This is a genomic window from Paraburkholderia sediminicola, assembly GCF_902859805.1.
Lineage (GTDB): Bacteria > Pseudomonadota > Gammaproteobacteria > Burkholderiales > Burkholderiaceae > Paraburkholderia > Paraburkholderia sediminicola.
The window spans coordinates 240,692-267,281 of the sequence record NZ_CADIKC010000005.1 but is presented as its reverse complement, the minus strand read 5'-3'; the positions used below and the strand labels follow the sequence as shown (position 1 = coordinate 267,281).

The 26,590-nt window shown below is 62.0% G+C and carries 27 protein-coding genes; 8 read left to right on the top strand and 19 right to left on the bottom strand.

The features are described 5' to 3' along the window. Nucleotides 1-246: 246 nt before the first annotated feature. From cydP to cydX, 4 genes are read left to right on the top strand one after another with little or no spacing between them, the layout of a single operon-like run. A complete protein-coding gene (gene cydP, locus R8871_RS19890) occupies nt 247-507 on the top strand; it encodes a cytochrome oxidase putative small subunit CydP (protein WP_175052010.1) in 261 nt (86 codons plus the stop codon). Continuing rightward, on the top strand, nt 497-2,092 hold the full coding sequence (locus tag R8871_RS19885; protein ID WP_175052009.1) for a cytochrome ubiquinol oxidase subunit I: 1,596 nt from the start codon (nt 497-499) through the stop codon (nt 2,090-2,092). The genes cydP and R8871_RS19885 overlap by 11 nt, the downstream gene beginning before the upstream one ends. Nucleotides 2,093-2,126: 34 nt before the next feature. After that, the gene (cydB, locus tag R8871_RS19880; RefSeq protein ID WP_175052008.1) at nt 2,127-3,263 is read left to right on the top strand and encodes a cytochrome d ubiquinol oxidase subunit II; all 1,137 of its coding nucleotides are present in this window, start codon (nt 2,127-2,129) and stop codon (nt 3,261-3,263) included. Between the two features lie 28 nt (nt 3,264-3,291). Continuing rightward, the gene (gene cydX, locus R8871_RS19875) at nt 3,292-3,408 is read left to right on the top strand and encodes a cytochrome bd-I oxidase subunit CydX (protein WP_093643722.1); all 117 of its coding nucleotides are present in this window, start codon (nt 3,292-3,294) and stop codon (nt 3,406-3,408) included. 148 nt (nt 3,409-3,556) lie between these two features. Here the strand turns inward: cydX and nagE are convergent, their stop codons facing one another. From nagE to R8871_RS19850, 5 genes are all read right to left on the bottom strand, one after another. Beyond that, nucleotides 3,557-5,335 carry an N-acetylglucosamine-specific PTS transporter subunit IIBC gene (gene nagE, locus R8871_RS19870; RefSeq protein ID WP_175052007.1) on the bottom strand — a complete coding sequence of 593 codons (1,779 nt, stop codon included), beginning with the start codon at nt 5,333-5,335 and terminating at the stop codon, nt 3,557-3,559. A 95-nt stretch (nt 5,336-5,430) separates the two neighbouring features. Further along, nucleotides 5,431-7,995 (bottom strand): phosphoenolpyruvate--protein phosphotransferase, encoded by a 2,565-nt coding sequence (ptsP, locus tag R8871_RS19865; protein WP_175052006.1) that lies wholly within the window; start codon nt 7,993-7,995, stop codon nt 5,431-5,433. Between the two features lie 38 nt (nt 7,996-8,033). Further along, on the bottom strand, nt 8,034-9,041 hold the full coding sequence (locus R8871_RS19860) for an SIS domain-containing protein (protein ID WP_175052184.1): 1,008 nt from the start codon (nt 9,039-9,041) through the stop codon (nt 8,034-8,036). Then, nucleotides 9,034-10,137 carry an N-acetylglucosamine-6-phosphate deacetylase gene (gene nagA, locus R8871_RS19855; protein WP_175052005.1) on the bottom strand — a complete coding sequence of 368 codons (1,104 nt, stop codon included), beginning with the start codon at nt 10,135-10,137 and terminating at the stop codon, nt 9,034-9,036. The genes R8871_RS19860 and nagA overlap by 8 nt, the downstream gene beginning before the upstream one ends. Nucleotides 10,138-10,225: 88 nt before the next feature. Next, nucleotides 10,226-10,960, bottom strand: coding sequence for a GntR family transcriptional regulator (locus tag R8871_RS19850; protein WP_054035773.1), 735 nt, complete (start codon nt 10,958-10,960; stop codon nt 10,226-10,228). Between the two features lie 374 nt (nt 10,961-11,334). On the opposite strand from R8871_RS19850, the gene R8871_RS19845 reads away from it, so the two are divergent. Then, nucleotides 11,335-12,261, top strand: coding sequence for a bifunctional helix-turn-helix transcriptional regulator/GNAT family N-acetyltransferase (locus R8871_RS19845; protein WP_175052004.1), 927 nt, complete (start codon nt 11,335-11,337; stop codon nt 12,259-12,261). A gap of 99 nt (nt 12,262-12,360) precedes the next feature. On the opposite strand, the gene R8871_RS19840 is transcribed toward R8871_RS19845, so the two are convergent. After that, nucleotides 12,361-13,173, bottom strand: coding sequence for a MetQ/NlpA family ABC transporter substrate-binding protein (locus tag R8871_RS19840; protein WP_175052003.1), 813 nt, complete (start codon nt 13,171-13,173; stop codon nt 12,361-12,363). A gap of 298 nt (nt 13,174-13,471) precedes the next feature. On the opposite strand from R8871_RS19840, the gene R8871_RS19835 reads away from it, so the two are divergent. Then, nucleotides 13,472-13,762 (top strand): YciI family protein, encoded by a 291-nt coding sequence (locus tag R8871_RS19835; RefSeq protein WP_175052002.1) that lies wholly within the window; start codon nt 13,472-13,474, stop codon nt 13,760-13,762. Between the two features lie 66 nt (nt 13,763-13,828). Here the strand turns inward: R8871_RS19835 and R8871_RS19830 are convergent, their stop codons facing one another. From R8871_RS19830 to R8871_RS19810, 5 genes are all read right to left on the bottom strand, one after another. Beyond that, nucleotides 13,829-14,458, bottom strand: coding sequence for an SCO family protein (locus R8871_RS19830; RefSeq protein ID WP_175052001.1), 630 nt, complete (start codon nt 14,456-14,458; stop codon nt 13,829-13,831). A gap of 5 nt (nt 14,459-14,463) precedes the next feature. After that, entirely contained in the window at nt 14,464-15,369 is a 906-nt protein-coding gene (gene cyoE / locus R8871_RS19825; RefSeq protein WP_054035767.1) for a heme o synthase, read from the bottom strand. 6 nt (nt 15,370-15,375) lie between these two features. Further along, nucleotides 15,376-16,485 (bottom strand): COX15/CtaA family protein, encoded by a 1,110-nt coding sequence (locus R8871_RS19820; protein ID WP_175052000.1) that lies wholly within the window; start codon nt 16,483-16,485, stop codon nt 15,376-15,378. 22 nt (nt 16,486-16,507) lie between these two features. Further along, nucleotides 16,508-17,170, bottom strand: a complete 663-nt coding sequence (locus R8871_RS19815; RefSeq protein ID WP_175051999.1) for an SCO family protein — start codon at nt 17,168-17,170, stop codon at nt 16,508-16,510. A gap of 71 nt (nt 17,171-17,241) precedes the next feature. Beyond that, complete coding sequence (locus tag R8871_RS19810; RefSeq protein WP_175051998.1) at nt 17,242-17,958, bottom strand: SURF1 family protein; 717 nt, start codon at nt 17,956-17,958, stop codon at nt 17,242-17,244. 114 nt (nt 17,959-18,072) lie between these two features. Between R8871_RS19810 and R8871_RS19805 the strand changes: the two genes are divergently transcribed. After that, nucleotides 18,073-18,282 carry a twin transmembrane helix small protein gene (locus tag R8871_RS19805; RefSeq protein ID WP_007179452.1) on the top strand — a complete coding sequence of 70 codons (210 nt, stop codon included), beginning with the start codon at nt 18,073-18,075 and terminating at the stop codon, nt 18,280-18,282. 184 nt (nt 18,283-18,466) lie between these two features. Here R8871_RS19805 and R8871_RS19800 read toward each other — a convergent pair whose 3' ends face one another. From R8871_RS19800 to R8871_RS19770, 8 genes are all read right to left on the bottom strand, one after another. Continuing rightward, entirely contained in the window at nt 18,467-19,324 is an 858-nt protein-coding gene (locus R8871_RS19800) for a cytochrome c oxidase subunit 3 (protein WP_175051997.1), read from the bottom strand. Between the two features lie 131 nt (nt 19,325-19,455). Beyond that, the gene (locus tag R8871_RS19795) at nt 19,456-19,665 is read right to left on the bottom strand and encodes a DUF2970 domain-containing protein (protein WP_054035759.1); all 210 of its coding nucleotides are present in this window, start codon (nt 19,663-19,665) and stop codon (nt 19,456-19,458) included. Between the two features lie 34 nt (nt 19,666-19,699). Next, complete coding sequence (locus R8871_RS19790) at nt 19,700-20,314, bottom strand: cytochrome c oxidase assembly protein (RefSeq protein WP_175051996.1); 615 nt, start codon at nt 20,312-20,314, stop codon at nt 19,700-19,702. Between the two features lie 49 nt (nt 20,315-20,363). Beyond that, entirely contained in the window at nt 20,364-20,498 is a 135-nt protein-coding gene (locus R8871_RS38330) for a cytochrome oxidase small assembly protein (protein WP_211607278.1), read from the bottom strand. Between the two features lie 116 nt (nt 20,499-20,614). After that, the gene (gene ctaD / locus R8871_RS19785) at nt 20,615-22,228 is read right to left on the bottom strand and encodes a cytochrome c oxidase subunit I (RefSeq protein ID WP_169485388.1); all 1,614 of its coding nucleotides are present in this window, start codon (nt 22,226-22,228) and stop codon (nt 20,615-20,617) included. A gap of 44 nt (nt 22,229-22,272) precedes the next feature. Next, the gene (gene coxB / locus R8871_RS19780; protein WP_175051995.1) at nt 22,273-23,892 is read right to left on the bottom strand and encodes a cytochrome c oxidase subunit II; all 1,620 of its coding nucleotides are present in this window, start codon (nt 23,890-23,892) and stop codon (nt 22,273-22,275) included. A gap of 66 nt (nt 23,893-23,958) precedes the next feature. Continuing rightward, a complete protein-coding gene (locus tag R8871_RS19775; protein ID WP_063494650.1) occupies nt 23,959-24,432 on the bottom strand; it encodes a DUF2244 domain-containing protein in 474 nt (157 codons plus the stop codon). A 313-nt stretch (nt 24,433-24,745) separates the two neighbouring features. Next, on the bottom strand, nt 24,746-25,711 hold the full coding sequence (locus R8871_RS19770; protein ID WP_175051994.1) for a methyltransferase domain-containing protein: 966 nt from the start codon (nt 25,709-25,711) through the stop codon (nt 24,746-24,748). 84 nt (nt 25,712-25,795) lie between these two features. Between R8871_RS19770 and R8871_RS19765 the strand changes: the two genes are divergently transcribed. Next, the gene (locus R8871_RS19765) at nt 25,796-26,590 is read left to right on the top strand and encodes a ComF family protein (protein WP_175051993.1); all 795 of its coding nucleotides are present in this window, start codon (nt 25,796-25,798) and stop codon (nt 26,588-26,590) included.

Sequence of the window (26,590 nt, the reverse complement as noted above, 5' to 3'; positions counted from 1 at the left end):
GCGCTCAATCGCAAACGCGCTCGCACTCGCTTACTCAAGAACATGCCCGCCGAACACGTGTTTCTTGACGTATCACAACCCTCATAGCAATACTGTCCACACGGGGCGGCGTTCGCGACCCAATGCCGCAGTGCCGAACTTACGCGCGCAAGGTTCTAGCTCCTAGAATCGGGATGCACTCGCCAGACCGCTCAGGCTGCCTGGTTCCAGCCGGACTCACCGGTGTGAAGTTGCCTTCTACCGATCATGACCATAGCCCTGAATCGCAATAGCAACCCTCGCTCGAGCCTGCGCAAACGGCTCGCCGCCTGGGCGCGCGGTCCGACGCTGGCGTGGGATATCGCCATCGTCCTCACCATCAAATTCGTACTGCTGATGGCGCTCAAGTACGCATTCTTCAATCATCCGCAGGCGGAGCATATGTCGCTGCCGCCTGAACAAGTCGCGCAGGCGCTGCTGTCCGTGCCTGCCTCGCATCCATCCCAAGGTGGTCAACATGCCCGTTAGCGAAGTCGTAGAACTGTCGCGCCTCCAGTTCGCCATCACGGCGCTTTATCACTTTCTGTTCGTGCCGCTCACGCTCGGTCTGTCCTGGTTGCTGGTCATCATGGAGTCCGTCTATGTGATGACCGGCAAGCAGATCTACAAGGACATGACCCAGTTCTGGGGCAAGCTGTTCGGCATCAACTTTGCGATGGGCGTCACCACCGGTCTTACGCTGGAATTCCAGTTCGGCACCAACTGGTCGTACTACTCGCACTATGTCGGCGACATTTTCGGCGTGCCGCTGGCCGTTGAAGGCCTGATGGCGTTCTTCCTCGAGTCGACCTTCGTCGGTTTGTTCTTCTTCGGATGGAAGCGACTCTCGAGAGTGCAGCACGTGAGCGTCACGTTCCTCGTCGCGTTAGGCTCGAATCTGTCGGCGCTGTGGATTCTGGTGGCCAACGGCTGGATGAACAATCCGGTCGGCGCCACTTTCAACTACCAGACCATGCGAATGGAACTCGATAGCATCTTCTCGGTGCTGTTCAATCCGGTCGCGCAGGTGAAGTTCGTGCACACGGTATCGGCCGGTTACGTGACCGCTTCGATGTTCGTGCTCGGTGTGTCGTCGTGGTATCTGCTGAAGCGCCGCGACACCGAGTTCGCCTTGCGCTCGTTCGCTATTGCTGCAGGTTTCGGTCTGGCCTCGACACTGTGCGTGATCGTGCTCGGCGACGAATCCGGCTACCGCACCGGTGAAGTTCAGCAGGTCAAGCTGGCCGCCATCGAATCTGAATGGGAAACGGCACCCGCACCCGCGCCCTTCACGATCATCGGCATTCCGAACCAGAAGGAAGAACGCACCGACTATGCGATCCGCATTCCTTATGCGCTCGGCCTCATTGCCACGCGCTCGATCGACGAACCGGTGGTCGGCCTGAAGGAACTGATGGCGCAGAACGAAGTACGCATCAAGAACGGCATGCTCGCCTATGCCGCGCTGCAACGGCTTAAACAGGGCGACGCCACAGACGAAGTCAAAGCCGCCTTCGATGCGCACAAGGAGGACCTCGGCTACGGCCTGATGCTCAAGCAGTTCACCCCGAACGTCACCGACGCCACGCCGGATCAGATCGTGCAGGCCGCCAAGAAGACGATTCCGCCGGTGGCGCCCGTGTTCTTCTCGTTCCGCCTGATGGTCGGCCTCGGCATTCTGTTCCTTGCGACCTTCGTACTGGCGTTCTGGTTCTGCGCGCAGCGCTCCCTGCTGCTGGAGAAACGCCGCTGGTTCCTGCGCTGGGCTGTATGGGCGATTCCGTTACCGTGGCTCGCGGCTGAATTCGGCTGGATCGTTGCTGAAGTGGGCCGCCAACCGTGGACCATTGCCGGCATTCTGCCGACCGCATTGTCCGCCTCGAGCCTGACACCGGGCGACCTGTACCTGAGCATTGCCGGCTTCGTCGTGTTCTACACGGTGCTGTTCATCATCGAAATCATGCTGATGTTCAAGTACGCGCGACTCGGGCCTTCGTCACTGCACACGGGGCGCTATCACCATGAACAACAACAGCCGCTGAATCAGTCGCTGCCGACCAACACGGCCGCATGATTCGCCGCCACTCTGTTCCAAGGGAAAGATCATCATGGATTACGCAACCCTCAAACTGATCTGGTGGGTGTTGATCGGCGTGCTGCTGATCGGCTTCGCGCTCACCGACGGCTTCGATATGGGCGCGGCGATTCTGTTGCCGTTTATCGCGAAGACCGACGCCGAGCGACGCATTGTCGTCAACACGGTCGGCGCGACGTGGGAAGGCAATCAGGTGTGGCTCATCACCGCGGGCGGCGCGATGTTTGCCGCATGGCCGCTGGTGTACGCCGCATCGTTCTCCGGTTTCTACTTCGCGATGCTGCTGGTGCTGTTCTCGCTGTTTTTCCGGCCGGTCGGCTTCGACTACCGCAGCAAGCGCGAAGACCCGCGCTGGCGCAGCGCATGGGATTGGGCGTTGTTTGTCGGCGGCTTCGTCCCGGCGCTGGTGTTCGGCGTGGCGTTCGGCAACCTGCTGCAAGGCGTGCCGTTCTCGTTCGACACAGATCTGCGCGTCACGTATCACGGCAGTTTCTTCGCCCTGCTCAACCCGTTCGCCGTATTGTGCGGACTCGTCAGCGTGTCGATGCTGGCCGCGCACGGCGCAGCCTTCGTGAAGATGAAAGCAGACGACGTCGTCGCCGAGCGTGCATCGCTCGCGCTGCGTATCGCTTCGCTCGCCGCCGTGGTGCTGTTCCTGCTTGCCGGCGCATTGATTGCCACGATGATCGGCGGCTATCAGATCGTCGACGCCGCGCCGCTCGATACCGTCGCCAACCCGCTGCTGAAGAACGTGATCGGCGCACCCGGCCTGTGGCTCACCAACTACGCAAACTATCCGTGGATGGTGATCGCGCCGGTGGTGGGCCTCGTCGGTGGCGTGCTTGCCTTGCTGCTGGCGCGCTCGCGTTTTGAAAAGAGCGCGTTCCTGGCGACCTCGCTGATGATCATCGGCGTGATCCTGACGGCGGGTTTCTCGATGTTCCCGTTCATCATGCCCTCCTCGCTCGACGGCCGCAGCAGCCTGACCGTATGGGATTCGACTTCGAGCCGCATGACGCTGCAGATCATGCTGATCGCCGTGATCATTTTCCTGCCGATCGTCCTGATCTACACAAGCTGGGTGTATCGCGTGATGCGAGGCAAGGTGACCGCTGCAGCACTCGAAGAAAATCACCATTCGATGTATTGATCAGGAATACGGATAACAGGAGTTTGTGATGTGGTATTTCAGTTGGCTTCTCGGCATTGGCGTGGCGCTGGCATTCGGCATTATCAACGTGATGTGGCTGGAAACACGTCGGCCTTTGGAAGCGGGTAAGCAGAAAGCACGTTGATGGATCCGTTGCCGGTCGCGCGCCGTTAGCGCTCAAGCCGGTAAACGCAAAAGCGGCACCTTGAATCAAGGTGCCGCTTTTTTTATTGCTGCATCATCCGAAGATAAGCGCAGTAGTGGAGCAGCGCAAGCCGCTCCTCAACGTTGCATTACGCCGGTTGCGGCGCCGTACCGGCACCTGTATCCGGCGACAAACGCGTCGCCAGTTGCGCGGCATAGCGCTGAGCTGCGTCGCCAACGACGATATGGAACGTGTCGGCCGAAACCCACGCCGTATCGAGCGTTGCAAGACGTTGACGATCAACCGCCGACGGATCGCGAACGACGATCCGCAGACGCGTTGCCGCCACTGCGTCCAGCGACACGACGTTGCCCGCGCCGCCGAACACAGCGAGCCAACGCAGCGGGTCCGGGTCGAGCGGACCGCCCTGAGCACCGCTTGCAGCCGCCACAGGAGCCGCAGCGACAGCCGGCGCAGCAGCAGCCACCGGCTTCACCGCATCGCCACCGCCTTGCGCGATCACCGTGCGAATCTCATCAGCGATGATGTCCGCTTCCGGTCCAATGATCACCTGCACATTGGTCGAACCGCGTTTGAGCACGCCGCGCGCACCAATCGTCTTCAATTCGCTTTCCGAGACCTTGTTGGCATCGACCACCGACAGACGCAGACGCGTCGTGCAGGCATCCACCACCGACAGGTTCGACGCACCGCCCAGCGCAGCGATATAACGCTGTGCGCGCGGCACGGCGGCACCCGCCACCGGCGACACAAAACCACCGGCCGCAAACGACTCGATCTGCTCTTCTTCGGCAGCAGGTTCACGACCCGGCGTTGCCATGTTGAACTTGCGGATGAAGAAGCGGAACAAACCGTAGTACACGACCATGTACACGAGGCCAATCGGAATCGCCCACCAGCCCTTGGTCGACAGGCCGTAGTTCAGCACGTAGTCGATAAAACCCGCCGAGAAGGTGAAGCCGAGATGAATCCCGAGCGCCGAGCAGATCGCCAGCGACAAACCCGTCAGCACCGCGTGGATCGCATACAGCACCGGCGCGAGGAACATGAAGCTGAATTCGATCGGCTCGGTCACACCCGTCAGGAACGAGGTGAGCGCCATCGACGCCAGGAGGCCGAACACCATCGCGCGGCGCTCTTTCGGTGCCTCGTGATACATCGCGAGACACGCGGCCGGCAGGCCGAACATCATGACCGGGAAGAAGCCCGTCATGAACGTGCCCGCAGTCGGGTCGTCCGCGAAGAAGCGATGCAGGTCGCCCGTCACCGGTGCGCCGCCCGGCGGCGTGAAGGTGCCGAACACGAACCACGTCAGCGAATTGAGGATGTGATGCAGACCCGTGACGAGCAGCAAACGGTTCAGCACACCGAACACAAATGCGCCAAGCGCACCCGCGGTGGTCAGCCAATGACCGGCCGTATCGATAACGCCTTGCACCGGCTGCCATACGTAGCCGAACACAATGCCTATCACCAGACAGACCACGCCGGTGACAATCGGCACGAAGCGTTTCCCTCCGAAGAATGCGAGGTAGTCTGGCAGCTTGATGTCTTTGTACTTGTTGTACAGCAAGCCCGCGACGATACCCGCCACGATCCCGGACAACACGCCCATGTTGAGCTTGTCGTTGATGTCCTTCATCACCGCGATTTCGACCAGATAACCGATCGCACCCGCGAGACCCGCCACGCCGTTATTGTCTTTCGCGAAGCCGACCGCCACGCCGATTGCGAACAGCAACGGCAGGTTGTCGAAGATCGCGCCGCCGGCGTCGGCGATCATCTTGATGTTGAACACATCGGGTTGGCCCAATCGCAGCAGCAGGCCGGCAACCGGCAGCACTGCTATCGGCAGCATCAGCGCGCGTCCCAGGCGCTGAATCTTCAGAAACGGATTCCCATCCATTGACACCTCCAATCCTTGTCTCGTTGTCGACAGTCGTCGTTGAGTTCTAGCTTTACAGGGTTACTGAGCGAAGCTGGTTGCGGACTGTGTGGGGTTCAGTCCAAAGGCCAGGTTTCGCGGCTTACTGCTCTTACCGCCTGCGCCGATTCGAGCGCCAGGACATCCTGGGCGCGTTGACGGCACAGCTGATAATCGAGGTTGCGCACACGCGCCTTGATGCCCGGCACCGACACCGGATCCACCGAAAGCTCGGTCACGCCGAGGCCGACGAGCAGCGGCATGGCCAGCGGATCGCCCGCCAGTGCGCCGCATACGCCGACCCATTTGCCATGCTTGTTCGCGCCCTGCACGGTCGCTGCGATCAGGCGCAGCACCGCCGGATGCAAGCCGTCGGCTTGCGCCGCGAGATCGGCCTGGCAACGGTCCATGGCGAGCGTGTATTGCGTCAGATCGTTAGTACCGATCGACAGGAAATCCGCGTGTTGCGACAGTTGATCGGCGAGCAGCGCGGCCGACGGCACTTCGATCATCACGCCGACTTCGATCGGTTCGGTACGGCCCGATTCACGAGCGAATTCGTCGATGCGTTTGCGGATGCGGATCAATTCGCCGACATCCGTCACCATTGGCAGCAGGATGCGTACGGCGCCGAGCGGTTGCACCGCAAGCAGGCCGCGCAACTGATCGTCGAGCAGATCCGGGCGCACCTGTGCGAGGCGGATGCCGCGCAGGCCGAGCGCCGGATTCGGTTCGGGCGGCAGCGTCAGGTAGTCGACCTCCTTGTCCGCGCCCACATCCAGCGTGCGAATGATCGCGGTGCGGCCGCTCAACGCTTCGACGATGGCCTGATAGCTCTGGCGATGTTCGTCGATGGTCGGCGCCGAGGCGCGGTGAATGAACAGCAGTTCAGTGCGCAGCAGGCCGACAGAATCGGCGCCGTTGTCGACGGCAGTTTTCGCATCGTCGAGCGTGGCGATGTTCGCGGCGACTTCGATCGCGCGGCCATCGGAAGTCACCGCGGCCTGTTGCGACGTGCGGCGATTCGCTTCGCGCACGCCTGCAAGGCGGCTGCGCTCAAGACGCGCACGTTCGACGTCGAGGTCGGTCGGCGCGAATTCGAGGCGGCCGGTAGTGGCGTTCACCACCACTTGCGTACCTTCAGGAATCGCGTGCAATGCATCGCCGACTGCCACCAGCGCCGGAATGCCGGCCTGACGCGCAAGAATCGCCGCATGCGAAGTGGCGCCGCCACGCGACATCACCAGCGCGGTGACACGCGTGCGATCCAGCGACGACAGATCCGACGGCGTGAACTCTTCAGCTGCCAGCACAGCCTCTTCCGGCAGCGTGCGTGCCGCCGCATTCGTATAACCGAGCGCGCGCAATACGCGCTTTTCGATGTCGCGCAGATCTGCCGCACGCTCCGCGAGCAAGGCGTCTTCGATATTCGTCAGGATGGCGATCTGTGCGCGGATCGCTTCGCGCCACGCAAAGCCCGCGCTCTTGCCGAGGCTGATCAGATCGCGCGCGGCGTCGACCAGCGTCGGATCTTCGAGCAATACGCGGTGCACCGCGAAAATGCCTGCCTCACCCACCGCACCGCGTTGCGACGCATCGCGCACGGTGGTGCCGAGATCGGCGTCGACGGTGGCAATTGCTTTGTCGAGCAAACGGCTTTCAGCCGCCGACGTGCCGTTCGCCTTTTCCGGCGGATCGATATCCGCATCGTCCCAACGCACCAGCTTGCCGACCGCGACGCCCGGCGACGCGCACACACCCGCGAGCGTATTCGGCGCAAGCGTTTCGCCGGCGGCGCGCGCGACCGTTTGCGGCGCAGGAGAACTTTGTCGCGCCGGCTTCTCTTCGACTTCGCCGTGCGCTTCACGCGTCAATTCGTGGGCAATCGCTTCGATCGCGGCTTTGGCTTGCGGACCGACGCCGAGCAACTCCACAGTCGCACCTTCGCCGGCACCGAGACCGAGCAAACCGACCACGCTCTCGATCGCCGCCTTACGCCCTTCGTAACGCACTTCGACACGCGCATCGAAACCACGCGCCGCTTCGCGAGCGCGCGCTGCCGGCCGTGCATGCAGACCGCCAGCGTGGATCAGCGTAACTTGCTGACGCGCTTCTTCGGTCACGTTGGTCGCGCTCGCCTGGCGCGATGCGTCCGCCGCTTCGCCGCTGCGAGCGCGCAGCACCAGCAACGGCGTTTCGCCAGCCTTCAGCATGCCGTCCTGCGCACGCTCGACAATCTCGAACGCATCCGAATTGGCAATCGCAATCACCGAGACAAGACTCGGCGCATTCAGCGCGACCTGGTCCTGATCGAATTCGATCAGGACGTCGCCGGTGCGCACATGGGCGCCTTGCGCGACCATCGGCGCAAAACCCTTGCCGTTCAGCTCGACCGTATCGATGCCAATGTGCAACAGAATCTCCACGCCCTCAGCCGTCGCGAGCGTGACCGCGTGGCCGGTGCGCGCGAGGTGGGTAATGGTGCCGTCGCACGGCGCGACGAGTCGCCCCTCGAGCGGATCGATGCCGATGCCGTCGCCGAACATGCCGCCCGAAAACACAGGGTCGGGCACGTTCGCCAGCGGCACGACCGGACCGGTCATCGGCGCGAGCAAAACAATATGGCCTTCAGAATGGCTCATCAAGCGGGACTCCTCGACACGTCGCATCTGATTTCTCGTCAGTGAGTTTCGGTGACTTTGTTGAGATGGCGTGGCGCGTCAGGATTGCGCCCGCGGGCGGCGGCAAGGCCGGCAGCCATCACGTAAAAGGACAAGATTGCGGCGATCGGATCGAGCGCCGCATGAGCGGTGGTGGCGAGCGGCAGCGTCGCTTCCGGCACGTCGGCCGGTGCGGCGAGCAGCACGCGGGCGCCGCGCGCCTGCATGTCGCGCGCGAGTTGCAGCAAGCCGGCTTGTTCAGGACCACGCGGTGCGAATACCAGCAGCGGGTAGTCGCGATCAATCAGTTCCATCGGACCATGCCGCACTTCCGCGCTCGAAAACGCTTCGGCCTGAATGCCGGAGGTTTCCTTCAATTTGAGGGCGGCTTCCTGCGCGATCGCGAGGCCGAGACCGCGGCCGATCACGATCATGCGCTCGACGCCACGCAGTTCGTCCACTGCCTTCGACCAGTCGAGCTTGCCGGCGGCTTGCAACGCGTCGGGCAGCGTATTCAACGCGCCGAGCAATGCTTCGTCTTTCTGCCAGTGAGCGACCAGTTGCGCGGAGATCGACAGCATGGCGATGTAGCTCTTGGTCGCCGCGACGCTCAATTCCGGACCGGCCACCAGCGGCAGCTGAAATTCGCAAGCGTCCGCCAGCGGCGAGTTCGGCGCATTCACTGCGGCCACCGTCAACGCGCCGGCCTTGCGCAACGCTTCCATCGTGCCGACCAGGTCCGGGCTCTTGCCCGATTGCGAGAACGCCAGCGCGAGCTGATCGCGCACCTGCAGTGGCGCTTGCTGGAGCGTCGCGACCGACATCGGCAGCGAGGCGACCGGCACACCGAGGCGACTCATCGTCAGGCTTGCGAAGTAACTCGCTGCGTGGTCCGAGCTGCCGCGCGCGACCGTCAGCGCAACATGGCGCGGTTGCTGGGCGAGCTTCGCTGCCAATGCTTCCACGCGCGAGGAATCCCTGAGCTGCGCGGCGACCGTTTCAGCGGACGCCAGCGCCTCTTTAAGCATATTCGACAATTGATTCTCCTTCGACGTATGTCGCGGTCAACGCCAGTTCACGATCGAACACGACCACATCGGCCCATGCACCGCGCGCGATGCGGCCGCGGTCTTCGATGCCGAGGTAGTCGGCGGCGTAGCGCGACAAACGGTTTGAAACATCGGCGATCGGCAAACCGATCGATACGAGATTGCGCAGCGCCTGATCCATCGTCAGCGTGCTGCCGGCGAGCGTGCCGTCGGCGAGACGCACGCCGCCGAGGCACTTCGTCACATGCTGGCTGCCGAGGCGGTATTCGCCGTCGGGCATGCCGGTGGCCGAGGTGCTATCCGTCACGACGTAGAGACGCGGAATCGCGCGCAACGCGGCGCGGATCGCGCCCGGATGGACGTGCAGCAAGTCGGGAATGATTTCGGCGAACTCGGCATGCGCGAGCGCGGCGCCGACAAGGCCGGGGTTGCGGTGATGCAGCGGCGACATCGCGTTGAACAGATGCGTGAAGCCGCAGGCGCCGTGCTTGAGTGCGGCGACGGCGTCGTCGTAGGTGCCGAGCGAATGACCGAGCTGCACGCGTACGCCGCGCGCCGCCATCTCGGAGATGATCTCCATATGGCCGGCGATTTCCGGCGCCAGCGTGACCACGCGAATCGGCGCGATCGACAGATACTTCAGCACTTCGTCCATCACCGCCGACACGGCCGCGTCTGGTTGCGCGCCGAGCTTACCGGGGTTGATGTACGGACCTTCCAGATGCACGCCGAGCACACGCGCCCCGCCTGGCGTGCGAATGCGCGCGTTGTTGCCCAGACCGGCGACGACATTCATCAGCTCGTCGCGCGGCGCGGTCATCGTGGTGGCGAGCAGGCTGGTCGTACCGTGGCGCGCATGGGTGCGGCTGATCGTTTCGATCGCGTCGCCGCCTTCCATCACGTCGGAGCCGCCGCCGCCATGCACGTGCAGATCGATGAAGCCGGGCAGGATGTACGGCGCGTCATTCTTCGCCGGATCGACGCGTTCGCCGGTCAGCGCCGTGATGCGGCCGTTTTCGTATTCGAGCGTGCCGTGAATCCACCCATCGGTGGTGAGTATGTTTCCGGTCAGCATGAGTCTCTCTGGTGAGGCGTAATGCGGGGTGTGACTGAATTGCGTTCGGCTATGCCGCACGTGACGGCCGCCCGCTCAGGCGCGCCATTCAGGTGCGCAATTCAGCGACAAAGTCGTAGTAATCGTCGCGGCAATAGGTGTCGGTCAGTTCGATCGCACGCTGGTCCGCGCTATACCCGATACGGGTAATGACCAGCAGCGCCGAGCGCGGTTCGATATCCATCAACGAGGCAATTTCGCTCGAAGCATTGACCGCGCGAAAGTGCTGCAGGGCGCGCACGACGGCAGCGCCACGTTGTTCGAGATAGCTGTAAAGCGAAACGCCGATGGCCAGCGGGTCGGGCACGATCGCCGCAGGCAGCGCCGAATGCTCGACCGCCATCACGATGCCGTCCGCGCGCCGCAGGCGCCGCAGGCTCGTCACGGCCGCGCCGGGCGACAGGCCGAGGTGCACCAGCTCATCACGGTTGGCGGCGCGGATATCGCGCTCGAGCCACACCGAATCCGGCCGGAAACCACGTTGCTGCATCTTCTTGGTGAAGCCAGTGAGCCGTGACAGCGGGTCTTCAACGCGCGGCGTAATGAAGCTGCCTGCGCCCCGCGCCCGCCGGATCAAACCTTGTTCGACCAGCAGCTCGATTGCCTTGCGCGCGGTGATGCGCGACACGCCGATCGCGTCCGAAAGCGTGCGCTCCGAAGGCAGCGCCTCACCCGCCGACCACACGCCGCAGTGGATCGCCGTCGCCAGATTGCGCGCGAGCTGCAGATAGAGCGGCGTGACGTTGCGAGCGTCAGGCATCAGTGCGGACCAGCGAGTTTCCATGGGGCTCCGGCGGTCGTCCAGAAGAATGCGGCCTACGAAAATGAGAGCCCATTATATAACCAACATAATACCAGTCAATCAACTGGTCTCATGCCGGTATGGATCGGCGAAAAGCCTTACTGGATAAGCATGAGAGGGGTATTTGAGGGCTTCGGAGAGCGGTTTACAGGGATCGGGATTTACCCGTATTCGGGATGCAGGAGGGCATCCAGGTGGTCCACATTGGTTCTCTTCCTGGCCGGAGAAACGCCCTAAAATCCATACCTTTCTGATACCAGTTAGCGACACTCCTTGGCTGCGCGGCTTTTTTAATAGGTTCGGTTCCAATATAGTGATGTGTAGCAAGCCAAAAAAATTCCCCCGGGGAGCAGCATTTGACAGATTCCGAGGCGCTGCGGCGCGCTCAGGCCGTCCGCCATTTCAACCGCTTCTATACCCAGCTCATCGGCGCTCTGCACGAGCATCTGGCAAAGAGTGCCTTCTCGCTGACGGAAGTGCGCGTTCTGCACGAACTGTCCCGCGGTCGCGCGCAGACAGCCTCGGTGCTCGGGCGCAACCTCGGCCTCGACAGCGGCTACCTCAGCCGCCTTCTGACCAGTTTCGAACGACGCAACCTGATTACGCGGCGCCCCTCCGACACGGACGCGCGTCAGTCGCTAATCGCCCTCACTGACAACGGCCACGCGGCCTACGCGCCGCTCGATACGGCGGCGATCGACGAAGTTTCCGCGCTGCTGAACGGCCTCACCGCGCTTTCCCAAGAACACCTGATCGCCGCGATGAAGGTGATCGAGCGCCTGCTCGCCAACAAACCGCAACACGAACTCGTGACCCTTCGGCAGCCACGCCCCGGCGAGTGCGGCTGGCTCGTGCATCGGCAGGCACAGTGGTTCGCCTCGCAATACGGCTGGGATCAATCGTTCGAAGGCTTGCTCGCGCGCATCGTCGCCGATTACTCGCAGCGCAACGATCCCGTGCGCGAGATGTGCTGGGTTGCCGATCAGGACGGCATGGTGGTCGGCTCGGTGTGCATCGTCGGGATCTCGACGACTGTGGCGGGTGTGCGGCTCCTATGGGTCGAACCAGACGTGCAGCGCCTTGGTATCGGCAGCCAGTTGATGAACGAAAGTGTGCGCTTCGCGCGGCGCGCGGGGTACACCAAGCTCACGCTGACCACGGCCAGCACGCTCAAAGAACCACGACGGCTATGCGAGCGCGCCGGCTTCCAGCTCGTCTGCACGACGGCGGAACGGCGCTTCGGCAAGGATCTGGTGATCGAGCGATGGGAGTTGGAGTTGTAGTCCCGCCAGCGAATGCGCGACGTACAGACAAAAAAACGCCACGGTTTGTCACCGTGGCGTTTTCGTTTTGCGAAGCAGGTTAAAGGGTGAGGGTGTCGCTTAGAACGACGGCACCACCGAGCCCTTGAACTGCGTCTTGATGAACTGACGCACGTCTTCCGACTGGTAAGCCGCGACCAGCTTCTTGACCCACGGCTTGTCCTTGTCCTGCGTGCGCACGGCGATCAGGTTCGCGTACGGGCTGTGAATATCTTCGAGCGCGATCGCGTCTTTTGTCGGCTGCAGACCGGCGGCCAGCGCGAAGTTCGTGTTGATCGCGGCAGCGTCGACATCCGACAGCGAGCGCGGCAGTTGTGCTGCGTCGAGTTCGAGCAGCTTGATCTTCTTCGGATTCTCGGCGACGTCGAGCGCCGTTGCGTTATTGCCGTTCGTGCCCGCGCCGGCCTTCAGCTTGATCACGCCTTGTGCCTGCAACAGCAGCAACGCGCGGTTCTCGTTCGACGGGTCGTTCGGCACCGCGATCTTCGCGCCTGGCGCCAGATCCTTCAGCGACTTCAGCTTCTTCGAATAGATGCCGAGCGGCGAGATGTACGTCAGGCCCGCATTGACGATCTTGTAGCCACGTTGCTTGACCTGGCTGTCGAGGTACGGCTGATGCTGGAAGCTGTTGGCATCCAGATCGCCGGCGTCGAGCGCGGCGTTCGGCTGCACGTAGTCGTTGAATTCGACGACCTTTACATTCAGGCCTTCGCGCTTCGCGACTTTCGTGACGACTTCCCAGATTTGCGCATCCGGGCCGCCGATGGTGCCGACCTTGATGACCTTGTCGTCAGCGTGTGCGCCGAAGCTGGTGACGATCGCCGCGCTGGCGACTACTGCCGAGAGGGCTTTAAGGATGTTTCTGCGCTGCATGTGATTCTCTCTTTTTCTGATCGATGTCAGATTCGGGTGGAAGCCGGCGGCGGGCATCTTGTGGACGCGCCGCCAACTGGACCGCAAATGGTCTCATACGCCCGTCGAGATGGGAAATATCACGATCGCATATGGTTATGCACCTTGAGCGGCGCAGTTCATGCGAAACACACTCACCGTCGTTGGAGCGAGGTACTAAGCTCCGTAGCTCGCGCGCAGCGAATCAGCTGCTGACAGATAATCGAAGGTCATTGCCCGCAAACCCGTGCGGCCCATTTGTTCGCTTACGAGAACGCTCATGTACGTCATCAATCTCATCTACACCGCACCACTCGACCGCGTCGACGACGCGCTCGAAGCGCATCGCGCGTTTCTGACACAACAGTTCGAAGCAGGCGTGTTTGTAGCCGCCGGACCGAAGGTGCCGCGCGACGGCGGCATCATTCTGGCGGTGCGTATCGAGCGCGATAAGCTGGACGAGATTCTCGCCAGCGACCCGTTCGCCGAGCAGAAGCTCGCGCGTTACGAAGTGACAGAGTTCAAAGCGACGCGCCTCGCGCCGGGAATGAATTTGCCGATACCGGCTTAAGGATAACTGCGAAGGAAATTGAATACGGGCGCGCGGCAAATGCACGCGCCCGTCTGCATCAGTGCATTAGTCGAGCAGCAGCTTGATATCGTGCACCCACGGCGTGGCGCCTTGGCCGTCGCGCGCGAATAGACGCAGTTTGCCGTCCGGATCGAACACATAGCTCGCTGCCGTGTGGTCCATTGTGTAGCTATCGGCTGTCTTGCCCGGCACTTTCGCGTAGTACACACGGAAGTCTTTCGTGATCTTGGTGAGCTGCGCCTGGTCCGCCGGACGCAAGCCGACGAACGTCGGATTGAACGCCGGCACGTATTGCGCAAGCAAAGCCGGCGTGTCGCGGTCGGGATCGACGGTGACGAACAGCACCTGCACGCGCTTCGCGTCGTCCGGGCCGAGTTGCTGCAACGCTTGCGAAAGCTCAGCCATCGTGGTCGGACAGACGTCCGGGCAGTGCGTGTAGCCGAAGAACAGCACCACCACCTTGCCCTTGTAATCCGCCATTGTGCGGACCTTGCCGGACGTGTCGGGCAGCGAGAAGTCGCTCCCGAATTGCGTGTTGCCGGTGATGTCGAGGTTCTGGAACGCCGGCGGCTGCTTGCCGCAACCGGCCACCAGCAACGCGCCGCCGAGTGCGCAAGCGATCACGGTGACACGCGCGGCGGCACGCGCCGTGCGCACAAAGCGTTGTGTAAGCATGGGTGTTACGCGCCGATCACGACGCGCGCATAGTGGTCGATCAACAGCGCGGCGAAGAGCAGCGACAGATAAACGATCGAGTAACGGAAGGTCTTGCGCGCCAGATCGTCGGAATAATCCCGATAGATCTTCCACGCATACGCGAGGAACACGGCGCCGAGCAACACGGCCGCTGCGAGGTACACCACGCCGCTCATGCCGGAGATGAACGGCATCATCGTGACCGCGAACAGGATCACCGTGTACAGCAGAATATGCAGGCGCGTGTACTTTTCGCCGTGCGTGTTCGGCAGCATCGGCAGACCGGCGTTTTCGTAGTCTTTGCGGCGATACAGAGCGAGCGCCCAGAAATGCGGCGGCGTCCACACGAAAATGATCAGCACGAGAATCCATGCGTCGCCGGGCACGTGACCGGTGACGGCGGCCCAACCGAGCGCCGGCGGCATCGCGCCGGACGCACCGCCGATCACGATGTTCTGCGGCGTAGCCGGTTTGAGCAGCAGCGTATAGATAACCGCATAGCCGACGAAGGTGGCAAGCGTGAGCCACATGGTCAGCGGATTGGCGAACGTGTAAAGCGTCCACATGCCGAGTCCGCCGAGCACGGCCGAAAACAGCAGGATCTGCGGGGTTGTGATTTCGCCGCGCGCGGACGGCCGCCACGACGTGCGACGCATCTTCGCGTCGATCTTCTGTTCCATCAGGCAATTGATGGCGAACGCCGCACCGGCCAGCAGCCAGATGCCGACCGTGCCGCCGATCAGGACGGTCCACGGCACCATGCCGGGCGTCGACAGAAACATGCCGATGACTGCGCAGAACACAGCGAGCTGCGTGACGCGCGGCTTCGTCAGGGCGATGTACTGGGAGACCCGGCTACCGGGCGTTTGGGAGAGTGTTGTGCTGTCCATGTGGGGTCACGCTGGCGCGGCATCGCGCGCGGGCAACACGGCGCGGCCGGGACGGCTATAAGCGATCCGAAAGTTTAACATAACGAGCAAAAGCAGCAGGATCGCGGCGCCCCCGTTATGCGCGACCGCAATGGGCAACGGCCATTGCAGAACGATGTTCGACAAACCGGTGATGAACTGGATCAGCACCACCAGCAACACGCCGTTTGCCGGCCGCCGCAGCGACTCGAAACGACGAAGTTTCAGCGCGAACCACACCAGATAGGCGACCACGACAATCGCGAACGTACGGTGGGTCCAGTGAATCGCGACCAGCGCATCTTGCGTGATCATGTCGCCGTCGCCAGTCATACCGAGCGCGCGCCACAGGTGAAAGCCATGCGCGAAATCCATCGGCGGGACCCATTGCCCGTTGCAGGTCGGAAAGTCCGTGCAGGCGAGCATCGCGTAGTTGGTGCTGACCCAGCCGCCCAACGCAATCTGCACCACCAGCAGCACGAGACCGGCGATCGCCGCCGCACGCCAGCGCGCGGCTTCAGGCTCATAAGCCGGCAGTGGCGTTTGGCGCGCGGCCAGCCAGCCGAGCGTGCCGAGCAACGCGAGGCCGAGCAGCAAATGGGTCGTCACGATGATCGGCTGCAACTTCATGGTCACGGTCCACGCGCCGAATGCACCCTGCACGAGGATCAGCAGCAGCAGCGAAGTCGGCCACCACGGCGACACATGCAGCGGACGGCGCTTGATGCGAGCCGTCCACGCAATCACCGTCTGCGCGATGATCAGCACGCCGATCGCCATCGCGAAGTAACGGTGAATCATCTCGATCCAGGCCTTCGTCATGCTGACCGGTCCGGTCGGCATCAATTGATGCGCGGCGGTAATCGCGGCGTGCGCGATGAACGGCGACGACGTGCCATAGCAACCAGGCCAGTCCGGGCAGCCGAGACCGGAATCGGTGAGACGCGTAAAGCCGCCGAACATCACCAGGTCCAGCGTCAGAAAAGTGGTGAGCCACACCAGCTTGCGGAATTTGTTGTCGTCGGCCTTGACCCATACATAGGACAGCGGCAACAACGCAATACACAAGCCGATCAAGGCCAGTTGCAATACGAACATCTTTCTTACCCTAGTTGCGGCATCAGCCGATGCTCGACCATTTGAGCAGCTTGGTCACGTCGCCCTTGATCTTGCTCGGGTTCGGATCTTTCGGGAAACGCATCATCAGATTGCCGTTCGGATCGACCATATAGATGTGGTCGGTGAGTTGTGTGCCGGTGTCGGTCGGCAGCCATGCGGACACCTGCGCCGGATTGGCGATCAGCATGTTGGTGTCGGGGTAGGCCTTTTGTATCACGTCGGACACGTTTCCTGCATCGGTACGCAGCCACACTTCAACGACACGCTCGCGTTCCGGGCCCTGAGCTGCGCGGATTTGTCGCATGAAGTAGAGCTTGGTGACACAGGCTTTGTCGCACGCGCTGTTGTCGACGGAGATCATCAGCCAGCGGCCACGCAGCGTCGCGAGCTTGATCGGCTTGCCGTCTTCACCCGTGACGACGAGCGAATCGGGAATCGGCCGCTGCGGTTCGACCAGCGTGCCGTAGCTCGTGCTGCCGCCGGCTGGCTTGACCACGTAGTAAACGAAATACGATACGACGATCGGTGCGGCACAGATGACTGCCAGCAGCAGCAGCATCCAGCGGCCACGTTTCCACGAACCCTCGCCATTGGGTTGACCTGGCATCACTTTCGGAGCTGCGGGTTTGCCGGCTTGCGGCGAACGGGGAGATTGCGTCGACACTACAGGACCTCTTTCAATGATTGCGCGGCTTCGAACCCCTTCTCTCAGGGCACGAAACCGCAGGCGATGCGTTACACGCTCGGGGCGTGCTCTTTCTTCGCGGCACGGCGCGCGGCGTACAGGCCGAAGACGAGAGCCGCGGCCGCCATGCCCCACCACTGGAACATGTAGCCGTAATTGGTTTCGACGCCGGTTGTCGGCGCCGGCCAGTCGCGCACCAGTTTGTCGCCGTCGTCGCTCAGTTGCTGGATCACGAACGATTGCAACGGCAGCCCGATTTCCGCAGCGTAAGCCGCCGTATCCAGATTCTGGCGGATCTTCTGATGCGCGGCCGATCCGCCCTGCCCCAACTCGAATGCTCGCGAGGCATCGGCGCGCGCAATGCCTTCGATTTCGATCTCACCTTGTGGCGTGGCGTACGGTGCGATGGTCTCGCGATTGTTCATGTTGCGCGGCAGCCAGCCGCGATTGACCAGCACGTAACCGCCGTCGGCCAGTTTAAAAGGCATCACGACGTAAAAGCCCGGCTGATCGTTATACGGGCGATTATCCAGATAGACGACTTTGTCAGCGACGAAACTGCCGCGCGCCTTCACGCGATGGAATTCGATGTCCTTGAGTGCCACCGGCGTAGCGCTCACAGGCCGTGCGGGCGCGTCTTCGAACTGCGTGATGTGGGCTTCGAGCGCTTCCTTCTGATGCGCGCGGTCGCGCTGCCAGAAGCCGAGCCGCACCGTCACCACGATCACCAGCAGAATCAGCAGCGCGGGAATGAGGCGGAACTTCATCGAACACACTCCGGTACGGCCGCCGGCGACGGCGTCTGGAACGTACGACAGACGCTGGCGCGCGGTGCGATAATAAACATCTTGCCTCTGCGCTTCCCGGTTTCAGTTGGTTCCATGCACATTCTCGTTCCCATCGCCTTCGTCCTGATCATTGCCAGCATGGTGTCCGCGCTTTACTTCATGATGCATGACAAGGGCAAAACCAAGCGGATGGTCTGGTCGCTCGCCACGCGGGTGGGTCTATCGATCTCGCTGTTCCTGTTCATCCTGTTCGCTCACTGGATGGGCTGGATTCAGTCGACCGGTATTCCTTACGGGCGTTGAGCTCGGCACAAAAAGCTTTACGTCCCCAACCCACCAAACAAAACGCCGCCCTGACAGGGTCGAGGGCGGCGCTCCATGACTTGCGTACTGCTCGTGCGCGTCGCCCTTGATGGGCGATGCGCGAACAGCCTGCACACGTTGCGGAAACCGCTCGGTTTTCAGTACGTATGCAGACCAGACTGCGTTACAGCCAGTACACGACGATGTACAGCCCAAGCCACACGACGTCCACAAAGTGCCAGTACCAGGCGGCGCCTTCGAATGCGAAGTGATGCTCCGCTGTGAAGTGGCCGCGGATCATCCGCACCAGCACCACGGCCAGCATCGTACCGCCAAGGAACACGTGGAAGCCGTGGAAGCCCGTCAGCAGGAAGAACGTCGAACCATACACACCCGAAGCCAGCGTCAGGTTCAGTTCGTTATACGCGTGGAAATACTCGAAGCCCTGCAGGAACAGGAAGCAGACGCCGAGCACCAGCGTAGCCGCCAGCCAGATGATCGCCTTCTTGCGGTGATCTTCGCGCAGCGCGTGGTGCGAAACCGTCAACGTAGCGCCCGACGAAAGCAGCAGCGCCGTGTTGATGGTCGGCACTGGCCACGGCTGCATCGACTTGAAGGTCGAGACCAGCGCTGCCGGACCGTTGTTCGGCCACACCGCCGAGAAATCCGGCCAGATCAGCTTGTAGTCGAGGCTGCCGAGCTGATGCAGCGCGATTTCACGCGCATAGAACAGCGCGCCGAAGAAAGCACCGAAGAACATCACTTCGGAGAAGATGAACCAGCTCATGCTCCAGCGGTACGACTTGTCGACGTTCTTGCCGTACATGCCGCCTTCCGACTCGGCAATCGCGTCGCCGAACCAGTGCCACAAGGTATAGAGCAGCCACAGCAAGCCGACGACGACACCGATCGGCGCCAGTTCATGTTCGTTGATCCATGCAGCAAGCGATCCGAGCATAACCAGCAACCCAACAGCGGCGCTGATCGGATGCCGCGACGGATGCGGTACGAAATAGTACGGGCTCTCGTTTTGACCGCTCATTCTTGATTCTCCACTTCAGTCCAGTTGTTCCGGAATCTCCGGCTGTATCTTCGGCGGCGCGTCGATACCGCACCGCTTCTCTCTAATTCGTGGGCTCTGCTTCGCCCGGTACGACTTGTGTGCCTGCCGGCTCAACCCACCACGGCGTGCACGATCAGGATCAGCACCCCGATCAGAATCGCTACGCTGATCAACGCTGCTGCAAGCACATGCAGCGGGTTCAACTGCGTTGCGTCCGCTTCCAGATCACGACGCTTGCGCACCCCGAAAAACGACCAGAACACGGCTTTCATCGACTGGCCGAAACTGCTCTTGCGTGGGCTGCCGCGGTTATCGCTCATTAACGTCTTCTTCCTTCGCCTGCGGCCAATGCCGTCAGGCGGGGTTGGCGGTGGTTGCCGCCGTGTTGGCCGTGGGCGCCGCGCTCCCGGCCGTCGCCGCTGCCGGCGTATTCAACTCAAAGAATGTGTACGACAACGTGATCGTTTTCACATCCTTCGGCAACTTCGGGTCGACGACGAACACCACCGGCAACCGCTTCGTCTGGTTCGCAGTCAACGTCTGCTGCGTAAAGCAAAAACACTCGATCTTCTTGAAGTACTCGGTTGCCTGCTTCGGCGCGTAGCTCGGAATGGCTTGCGCCTGAATCGTGCGCGCCTGTTCGTTGCTGACCTCGTACATCACTGTTGTCACTTCGCCTGGATGCACGTCGAGACTGCGTTGCTCCGGCTTGAAACCCAGCGGGCCGCGCGCGTTCGCATCGAATTCGATCGAAATCGTGCGGCTCATGTCGACCTGCGTATTCTTCGCCTCTCGCACCGTGGCATCACGCTGCACGAGGTTGTTGATGCCGGTGATCTGGCAGATCGCCCGGTACATCGGCACCAGCGCAAAACCAAAACCGAACATCATCAACGCGACGACGAACAGCTTGATCAACATCGAACGGTTAAAAGAGCGATCGGCCTGAGCCGGCGGTTGCGTCGACATCTCAATCCTCAACAATCCTGCACACAGACTCGAACTACCGCGTACCGCGTCAGGTGAACCACTTCTGATGAATGATGACGCTCGCAAAAAAAGCCGCGGCGATGACAAACATCACGATACCGATCCGCCGGTTGCCCGCGCGAACCTGCTCGGGTGTACGTCTTTCTTGAGGATTGCGCGTCATGCTCGACTTTCTGAATACATTCGTCACTACAGGGTGCGACCACTGCTCGCATGGCTGCCCGATTCAGGCGGCGACGACACCACGCCGCCAGAACCGGCAACCTCGCTGAACGCCAATTACTCGACGGTCGGCGGGTTTTCGAACGTGTGGAACGGAGCCGGGCTCGGCACGGTCCATTCGAGGCCCGTTGCGCCGTCCCACGGCTTGTCGCCCGCTTTCTCGTGCTCGCCACCGCCACGGTAAGCCGGCAGTGCGACTGCGAACAGGAAGTACACCTGCGCCAGACCGAAGCCAAACGCGCCGATCGAGATGACCTGGTTCCAGTCGGTGAACTGTGCCGGGTAGTCAGCGTAGCGACGCGGCATACCTGCGAGACCGACAAAGTGCATCGGCAGGAACGCGAGGTTGAAGAAGAACATCGACGCCCAGAAGTGGATCTTGCCGCGCGTTTCGTTGTACATCCAGCCAGTCCACTTCGGCGACCAGTAGTACCACCCGGAGAACAGCGCGAAGAGAGAACCCGCCACTAGAACGTAGTGGAAGTGGGCCACCACGAAATAAGTACCGTGATACTGGATGTCGAGCGGCGCCATAGCGAGCATCAGGCCCGACAGACCGCCGAACGTGAACACCAGCAGGAAGCCGACCGCGAACAGCATAGGCGTTTCGAAGGACAGCGAACCGCGCCACATCGTTGCGACCCAGTTGAACACCTTCACACCCGTCGGCACGGCGATCAGCATCGTCGCGTACATGAAGAACAGCTGGCCCGTGACCGGCATGCCGGTGGCGAACATGTGGTGCGCCCAGACCATGAACGACAGAATCGCGATCGACGAGGTTGCGTACACCATCGAGCTATAGCCGAACAGCGGCTTGCGCGAGAACGCCGGGATCACCTGCGACACGATCCCGAACGCCGGCAAGATCATGATGTACACCTCGGGGTGCCCGAAGAACCAGAAGATGTGCTGGTACATGACCGGGTCACCGCCGCCTGCCGCATTGAAGAACGACGTGCCGAAGTGGCGATCGAACAGCACCATGGTGATCGCGCCTGCCAGAACCGGCATCACGGCGATCAGCAGGTACGCGGTGATCAGCCACGTCCAGACGAACATCGGCATCTTCATCAGCGTGAGGCCGGGTGCGCGCATGTTCAGGATCGTCACAACGATGTTGATCCCGCCCATGATCGACGAAGCACCCATCAAGTGAACCGCGAAAATCGCGAAGTCCATGCCCGGGCCCATTTGCGTCGACAAAGGCGCGTACAGCGTCCAGCCCGCGGCGGTCGCGCCGCCCGGTGCGAAGAACGAACCGACCAGCAACACTGCAGCCACCGGCAGCAGCCAGAAGCTGAAGTTGTTCATCCGTGCGAAAGCCATGTCAGATGCGCCGATCTGCAGCGGCACCATCCAGTTCGCGAAGCCGACGAAGGCCGGCATGATCGCGCCGAACACCATGATCAGGCCGTGCATGGTGGTCAACTGGTTGAAGAACTCGGGGCGCATGATCTGCAGACCCGGCTCGAACAGTTCGGCACGGATCATCAGCGCCATCACGCCCCCGGAGAGGAACATGGTGAACGAGAAGATCAGGTACAGCGTACCGATGTCCTTGTGATTGGTTGCGAACAGCCAACGACGCCAGCCATGCGGCGTTTCGTGGGCATGGTCGCCGTGCACGTGCTCGTGGCCCGCGGTTACATCGTGTCCGATGCTAGACATGACAATCTCCTAATGCGAATACTGCGGTGCTGACCATGAACACGTCAGGCAGCCGGGCTGATCTGGACACGCCGGGCTTCTTTCGCGTCGCCGCCGCCCGTGATCGTTTCCGGCTTCTTCAAAATAATGTGGTCTTCGGCAATGCCAGCTGCTTTCAGCGCGTCGCGCACGGCTTCGGCACGGGTCTTCGCGAGCTTCGCGTTGACTTCGGCAGAGCCGGTGGCGTCGGTGAAGCCCGACAGCGTGAACTTGGCGTCCGGGTGTGCTTTCGCGTAGGCCGCGGCCGCGTCGACCGCCGCTTTCGCGTCGGCCGGCAGCGTGCTCTTGCCGGTGTCGAAGTAGACGTTTGCCGGCAGAGCTGCCGAGGTGTCCGAGGCAGCCGGAGCGGCTTCTGCACCAGAGGCTGACGCTGCGCCCGAAGCTGCAGCATCTGCGCCGCTTGCTGCTGCGCCTGCGCTGGCCAGATGGTCGCCACCTTCCGGCAGCTTGCCGTTACGAGCGTCCAGGATTTGCTTCGGCTGGAGAATGTCGCCGGTGTGGTTGCCCCACGAGTTACGTTCGTACGTGATCACCGAAGCGATTTCGACGTCGTTCAGCGTCGGCGCCCACGAAGGCATCGCGTTCTTGCCCTTCAGCACCAGGCTGACGTGCTCAGCGATCGGGCCGTTGGCGATCTTGCTGCCGTCCAGTGCCGGGAATGCGCCTGCGCCCTTGCCGGTCGGCTGGTGGCAGACTGCACAGTTCGATGCGTACACCTTGCCGCCGCGTTCCATCAGCTCAGCCATGGTGTAGGTCTTGTTGGGATCGTCCTGGCCGGCGGCCATTTTCTTCTTCTGCGTATCGACCCACTTCGCGTAGTCGTCTGCCGACAGCACTTCGACCACCACCGGCATGAAAGCGTGCTCCTTGCCGCACAGTTCCGTACAGAAGCCGCGGAAGGTGCCGGTCTTGTCAGCCTTGAACCACGTGTCGCGCACAAAGCCCGGAATCGCATCCTGCTTCACGCCGAAAGCCGGCACGTACCAGGAGTGGACCACGTCGTTCGCGGTGGTGATGATGCGGATTTTCTTGTCGACCGGGACGACGAGCGGATTGTCGACTTCCTGCAGGTACGTGGTGGAAATCGGCTCGCGGCCATCGGTTTGCGCACGCGGCGTAGCCAGCGTGGACAGGAAGCTGATGCCCTCACCCGGACCCTTCACGTAGTCGTAGCCCCACTTCCACTGGTAGCCCGTGACCTTGATGGTGACGTCGGCGTTCGTGGTGTCCTTCATCGCGACGACGGTCTTGGTGGCGGGGAGCGCCATCAGCACGACGATGACGAACGGCACGATCGTCCAGATGATTTCGACGGTAGTGCTTTCGTGGAAATGGGAAGCTTTATGGCCTTTCGATTTGCGGTGCGCAAACATCGAATAGAACATCACTGCGAACACGCCGACGAAGATCACCGTGCACAGGATCAGCATGAACGTGTGGAGGCTGTAGAGCTCCTCAGCGATTTTCGTCGCCGGCGGCTGGAGATTGATCTCGTTGACGGCAGGGCCGCCCGGAACATCGCCCACTGCCAGGGCCGCACCGGCGAAAAGCAGTCCGCTCATCGCCAGCACGCCCATGAGGGCTCGCTTGATTGTTTTCATAGCTTCCTTACCCAAAATTTCCATTCAAACCCTCGACCCCGCTGGCAGGCTGTCTCGCGCTCCCCGTGAACGCCGCGCGTCTCAACACGTCTAACAACGTGTGAGCCACATACGCAATTCGCCTGCGAACTGCGCGCGCCGATACTGCGCGAGATGTTGCCCGATCATGATCGTCTGTCCGCGCGAGACCAGTTTGATCTGGTCACGCGGCGTTGCGCCCGGTTCGATCCGCACCCAGCGCGGATTGAATTCGAACTGCGTGAGCCGCTCGGCGCTGACCTGCTCGATCACGAGCCGGTTCTGAAACAGCCGGACGCGCTCGTAATCGACAGCATGACGCGCATATATGGCAAACGCGATGCCCACCGCCAGCAATTCAATACCGGTGAACGGCAACACCAGCCAGGCGCCGACCAGAACCAGCATGAAAGCAATTGCCAACGAGAACAACGCAAGCGACACGTAGAAACATACGAACTGCCGCGGTGATATCGAACAGTTGCGCTTCATCGTCCAGTCTTTGAGAACTGGTTCTGAATCCGCCAGCAGATCTGATGCTTCCATCGCTGCCTCCCGCCGACCGTCACCGATCACCGCCTGCGGCCTTTGCCTGCGACCGCAGAATCCAGCCACCTGATTACTGCCGCGTCACTTCATGTTGCAGCCCTGTGCCTCGGGCCTGCCGCCCCAAATGTGGGAACTCCGGGCGACAAACTGACGCATTATAGGCGCGATCCATGGCATCCACAAGCAAGCCTCAATCGGCTCACAACCCCGGTGCGACAAGCCTCCGCGCCGTTTTGACGCAGCTTTCGCGCGTCTTTTGAAGCGGTAATTTCAGACATAACAGATGCCCTCTTACCGTCTCCTCGATTCCTCACCGATTCCTCGACGAACCTCGTCCGATGTCCTCGATCCGCACGATCCCATGCCCTTCGGCCGTGGTGCGCGGCACGGCTTTCCAGGCGTGGCCGTAGATCACTTCGAAGGTCAGCGCGATCGTGCCGTCGGCGCGCCGGCGGGCTTCGAGCGCCGCCAGCAAAGCCTTGTGCAGCCTACGCGCGACGGCATTCGAGGTGGCCTCGCGCTCGAACGGATAGGCGCCCCAGCGGCGTACATCCGCAAGCAGCGACTCAGGCGACTTATATGTAATGGTGAGAGTTTCCTGGTCCATTACCGGAATCTCGAAGCCGCTCTCGACCAGCATGTCTCCGAGATCATGCATGTCGACAAAGTCGATCACATGCTTGCGCGAGGCGATGCCATGCGTGGCCTCGACCTCGGCGTAGGCGCCGCGCAACTCCTTCAGCGAATCGGGACCGAGCGTGCTGAACATCAGCAGGCCGTTCACCTTCAGCACGCGTTGCCACTCGGGAAACACGAGGTCGGGCCGCGAGTGCCAGTGCAGAGCGAGATTGGACCAGATGAATTCGAAGGCGCCGGCTGCGAACGGCAGCGCCGAGAAGTCGGCCTGCGCGAAACGCGGGCCACGGGCGCCGAGCGCTTTGCCGAGCGTAGCCGGGAGAAAACGCCGCCAGCTTGTGTCGCCGGAATCGTGACGCAGCGCGCGACTGAGCATTCCGTGTGACATGTCGGTGCCGAACACCGGCGCCTCGGGGAAGCGTTCACGCAATGCGGGGATGTCTTCGCCCGCACCGCAACCGGCGTCGAGCACGCTCGACGGCGTAACCTTGATGTAGTCGAGGCGTTCGCGCATGCGCTGCGCGATTTCGCGCGGCAGGAACGCGACCTGGTCGAAGGTCGCCGCACGGCGGTCGAAAATCTGCCGGAGGCGCCGGGAATCATAGGCCGGACGGCCAGATTGAGACGTAGTTGGGGGCATGGGTGTCGTACTGGCGTAGAGCACGAAGTATACTCGCTCGCTTCCGTCCATTCAGCGTGAAAGGCCTTCGCGGGCGGTCCAATCATGTCATTCCGAAAAAATTCCTCGTCTCCCGGCGGCTCGAAAGCACTTTTTGCACGCTTCACGCGCGGCTTGTATTCAGCATGGCCGCATGTGATGCACGCCGCGTTGCCGAACCTGTGCGCACTGTGCGGCAATTTGTCGCATAAAACGCTGTGTGCCGGTTGTGACGAGGCGTATTGGAACGAAGCCGGGTTGCGCTGCACGGTATGCGCGGTCCCTTTGTCCGGAACGCGCTGGGCGGGTCACGCGCAATATCGCTGTGCGGATTGCATCGGCGAGCCGCCGCCGTTCGATGCGACCTTTGCCCTCGCCGATTACCGCCAGCCGCTCGACGCCCTGGCGCTCGGGCTGAAATTCCGCGCCAGGCTGATGCTGGCGCGCGAGTTTGCGCAGCGTCTTGCACGTCTCGCGGGCGACTCCTGGGTGGACGCGACTGAAAAACCCGATGTGCTCTCACCCGTGCCACTGGCCAACAAACGTCTTACTGAGCGCGGCTACAACCAGGCCTGGCAGATTGCGAGGCCTCTCGCCCGCGCGCTGAACGTGCGCGGCGACGCCACCTTGCTGCGCCGTGTGATCCATACCGCGCCGCAATCGCGGCTCGACCTGGACGCGCGCCGCTTGAACGTGGGCCGCGCATTCAAGGTCGCCAAACCGGTGCAAGGTCTGCATGTCGGTATCGTCGACGACGTCATGACGACCGGCGCGACACTCGAAGCGCTGGCGCGTACGCTCAAAGCTGCCGGTGCGCGGCGCGTCACCAACTTCGTCGCGCTGCGTACGCCGAAAAACTAG

What these genes read in the sequence shown, in the direction of transcription:
- R8871_RS19820 (WP_175052000.1), bottom strand. Translation starts at nt 16,485, where the DNA reads ATGTTCGTATTGCAACTGGCCTTGATCGGCTTGTGTATTGCGTTGTTG.
- cydX (WP_093643722.1), top strand. Translation starts at nt 3,292, where the DNA reads ATGTGGTATTTCAGTTGGCTTCTCGGCATTGGCGTGGCGCTGGCATTC.
- nagA (WP_175052005.1), bottom strand. Translation starts at nt 10,137, where the DNA reads ATGCTGACCGGAAACATACTCACCACCGATGGGTGGATTCACGGCACG.
- R8871_RS19830 (WP_175052001.1), bottom strand. Translation starts at nt 14,458, where the DNA reads ATGCTTACACAACGCTTTGTGCGCACGGCGCGTGCCGCCGCGCGTGTC.
- R8871_RS19805 (WP_007179452.1), top strand. Translation starts at nt 18,073, where the DNA reads ATGCACATTCTCGTTCCCATCGCCTTCGTCCTGATCATTGCCAGCATG.
- cydB (WP_175052008.1), top strand. Translation starts at nt 2,127, where the DNA reads ATGGATTACGCAACCCTCAAACTGATCTGGTGGGTGTTGATCGGCGTG.
- cyoE (WP_054035767.1), bottom strand. Translation starts at nt 15,369, where the DNA reads ATGGACAGCACAACACTCTCCCAAACGCCCGGTAGCCGGGTCTCCCAG.
- R8871_RS19790 (WP_175051996.1), bottom strand. Translation starts at nt 20,314, where the DNA reads ATGTCGACGCAACCGCCGGCTCAGGCCGATCGCTCTTTTAACCGTTCG.
- nagE (WP_175052007.1), bottom strand. Translation starts at nt 5,335, where the DNA reads ATGGATGGGAATCCGTTTCTGAAGATTCAGCGCCTGGGACGCGCGCTG.
- R8871_RS19775 (WP_063494650.1), bottom strand. Translation starts at nt 24,432, where the DNA reads ATGGAAGCATCAGATCTGCTGGCGGATTCAGAACCAGTTCTCAAAGAC.
- R8871_RS19765 (WP_175051993.1), top strand. Translation starts at nt 25,796, where the DNA reads ATGTCATTCCGAAAAAATTCCTCGTCTCCCGGCGGCTCGAAAGCACTT.
- coxB (WP_175051995.1), bottom strand. Translation starts at nt 23,892, where the DNA reads ATGGAAATTTTGGGTAAGGAAGCTATGAAAACAATCAAGCGAGCCCTC.
- cydP (WP_175052010.1), top strand. Translation starts at nt 247, where the DNA reads ATGACCATAGCCCTGAATCGCAATAGCAACCCTCGCTCGAGCCTGCGC.
- R8871_RS19885 (WP_175052009.1), top strand. Translation starts at nt 497, where the DNA reads ATGCCCGTTAGCGAAGTCGTAGAACTGTCGCGCCTCCAGTTCGCCATC.
- R8871_RS19840 (WP_175052003.1), bottom strand. Translation starts at nt 13,173, where the DNA reads ATGCAGCGCAGAAACATCCTTAAAGCCCTCTCGGCAGTAGTCGCCAGC.
- R8871_RS19800 (WP_175051997.1), bottom strand. Translation starts at nt 19,324, where the DNA reads ATGAGCGGTCAAAACGAGAGCCCGTACTATTTCGTACCGCATCCGTCG.
- R8871_RS19850 (WP_054035773.1), bottom strand. Translation starts at nt 10,960, where the DNA reads ATGGAAACTCGCTGGTCCGCACTGATGCCTGACGCTCGCAACGTCACG.
- R8871_RS19835 (WP_175052002.1), top strand. Translation starts at nt 13,472, where the DNA reads ATGTACGTCATCAATCTCATCTACACCGCACCACTCGACCGCGTCGAC.
- ptsP (WP_175052006.1), bottom strand. Translation starts at nt 7,995, where the DNA reads ATGAGCCATTCTGAAGGCCATATTGTTTTGCTCGCGCCGATGACCGGT.
- R8871_RS19810 (WP_175051998.1), bottom strand. Translation starts at nt 17,958, where the DNA reads ATGAAGTTCCGCCTCATTCCCGCGCTGCTGATTCTGCTGGTGATCGTG.
- R8871_RS38330 (WP_211607278.1), bottom strand. Translation starts at nt 20,498, where the DNA reads ATGACGCGCAATCCTCAAGAAAGACGTACACCCGAGCAGGTTCGCGCG.
- R8871_RS19795 (WP_054035759.1), bottom strand. Translation starts at nt 19,665, where the DNA reads ATGAGCGATAACCGCGGCAGCCCACGCAAGAGCAGTTTCGGCCAGTCG.
- R8871_RS19860 (WP_175052184.1), bottom strand. Translation starts at nt 9,041, where the DNA reads ATGCTTAAAGAGGCGCTGGCGTCCGCTGAAACGGTCGCCGCGCAGCTC.
- ctaD (WP_169485388.1), bottom strand. Translation starts at nt 22,228, where the DNA reads ATGTCTAGCATCGGACACGATGTAACCGCGGGCCACGAGCACGTGCAC.
- R8871_RS19770 (WP_175051994.1), bottom strand. Translation starts at nt 25,711, where the DNA reads ATGCCCCCAACTACGTCTCAATCTGGCCGTCCGGCCTATGATTCCCGG.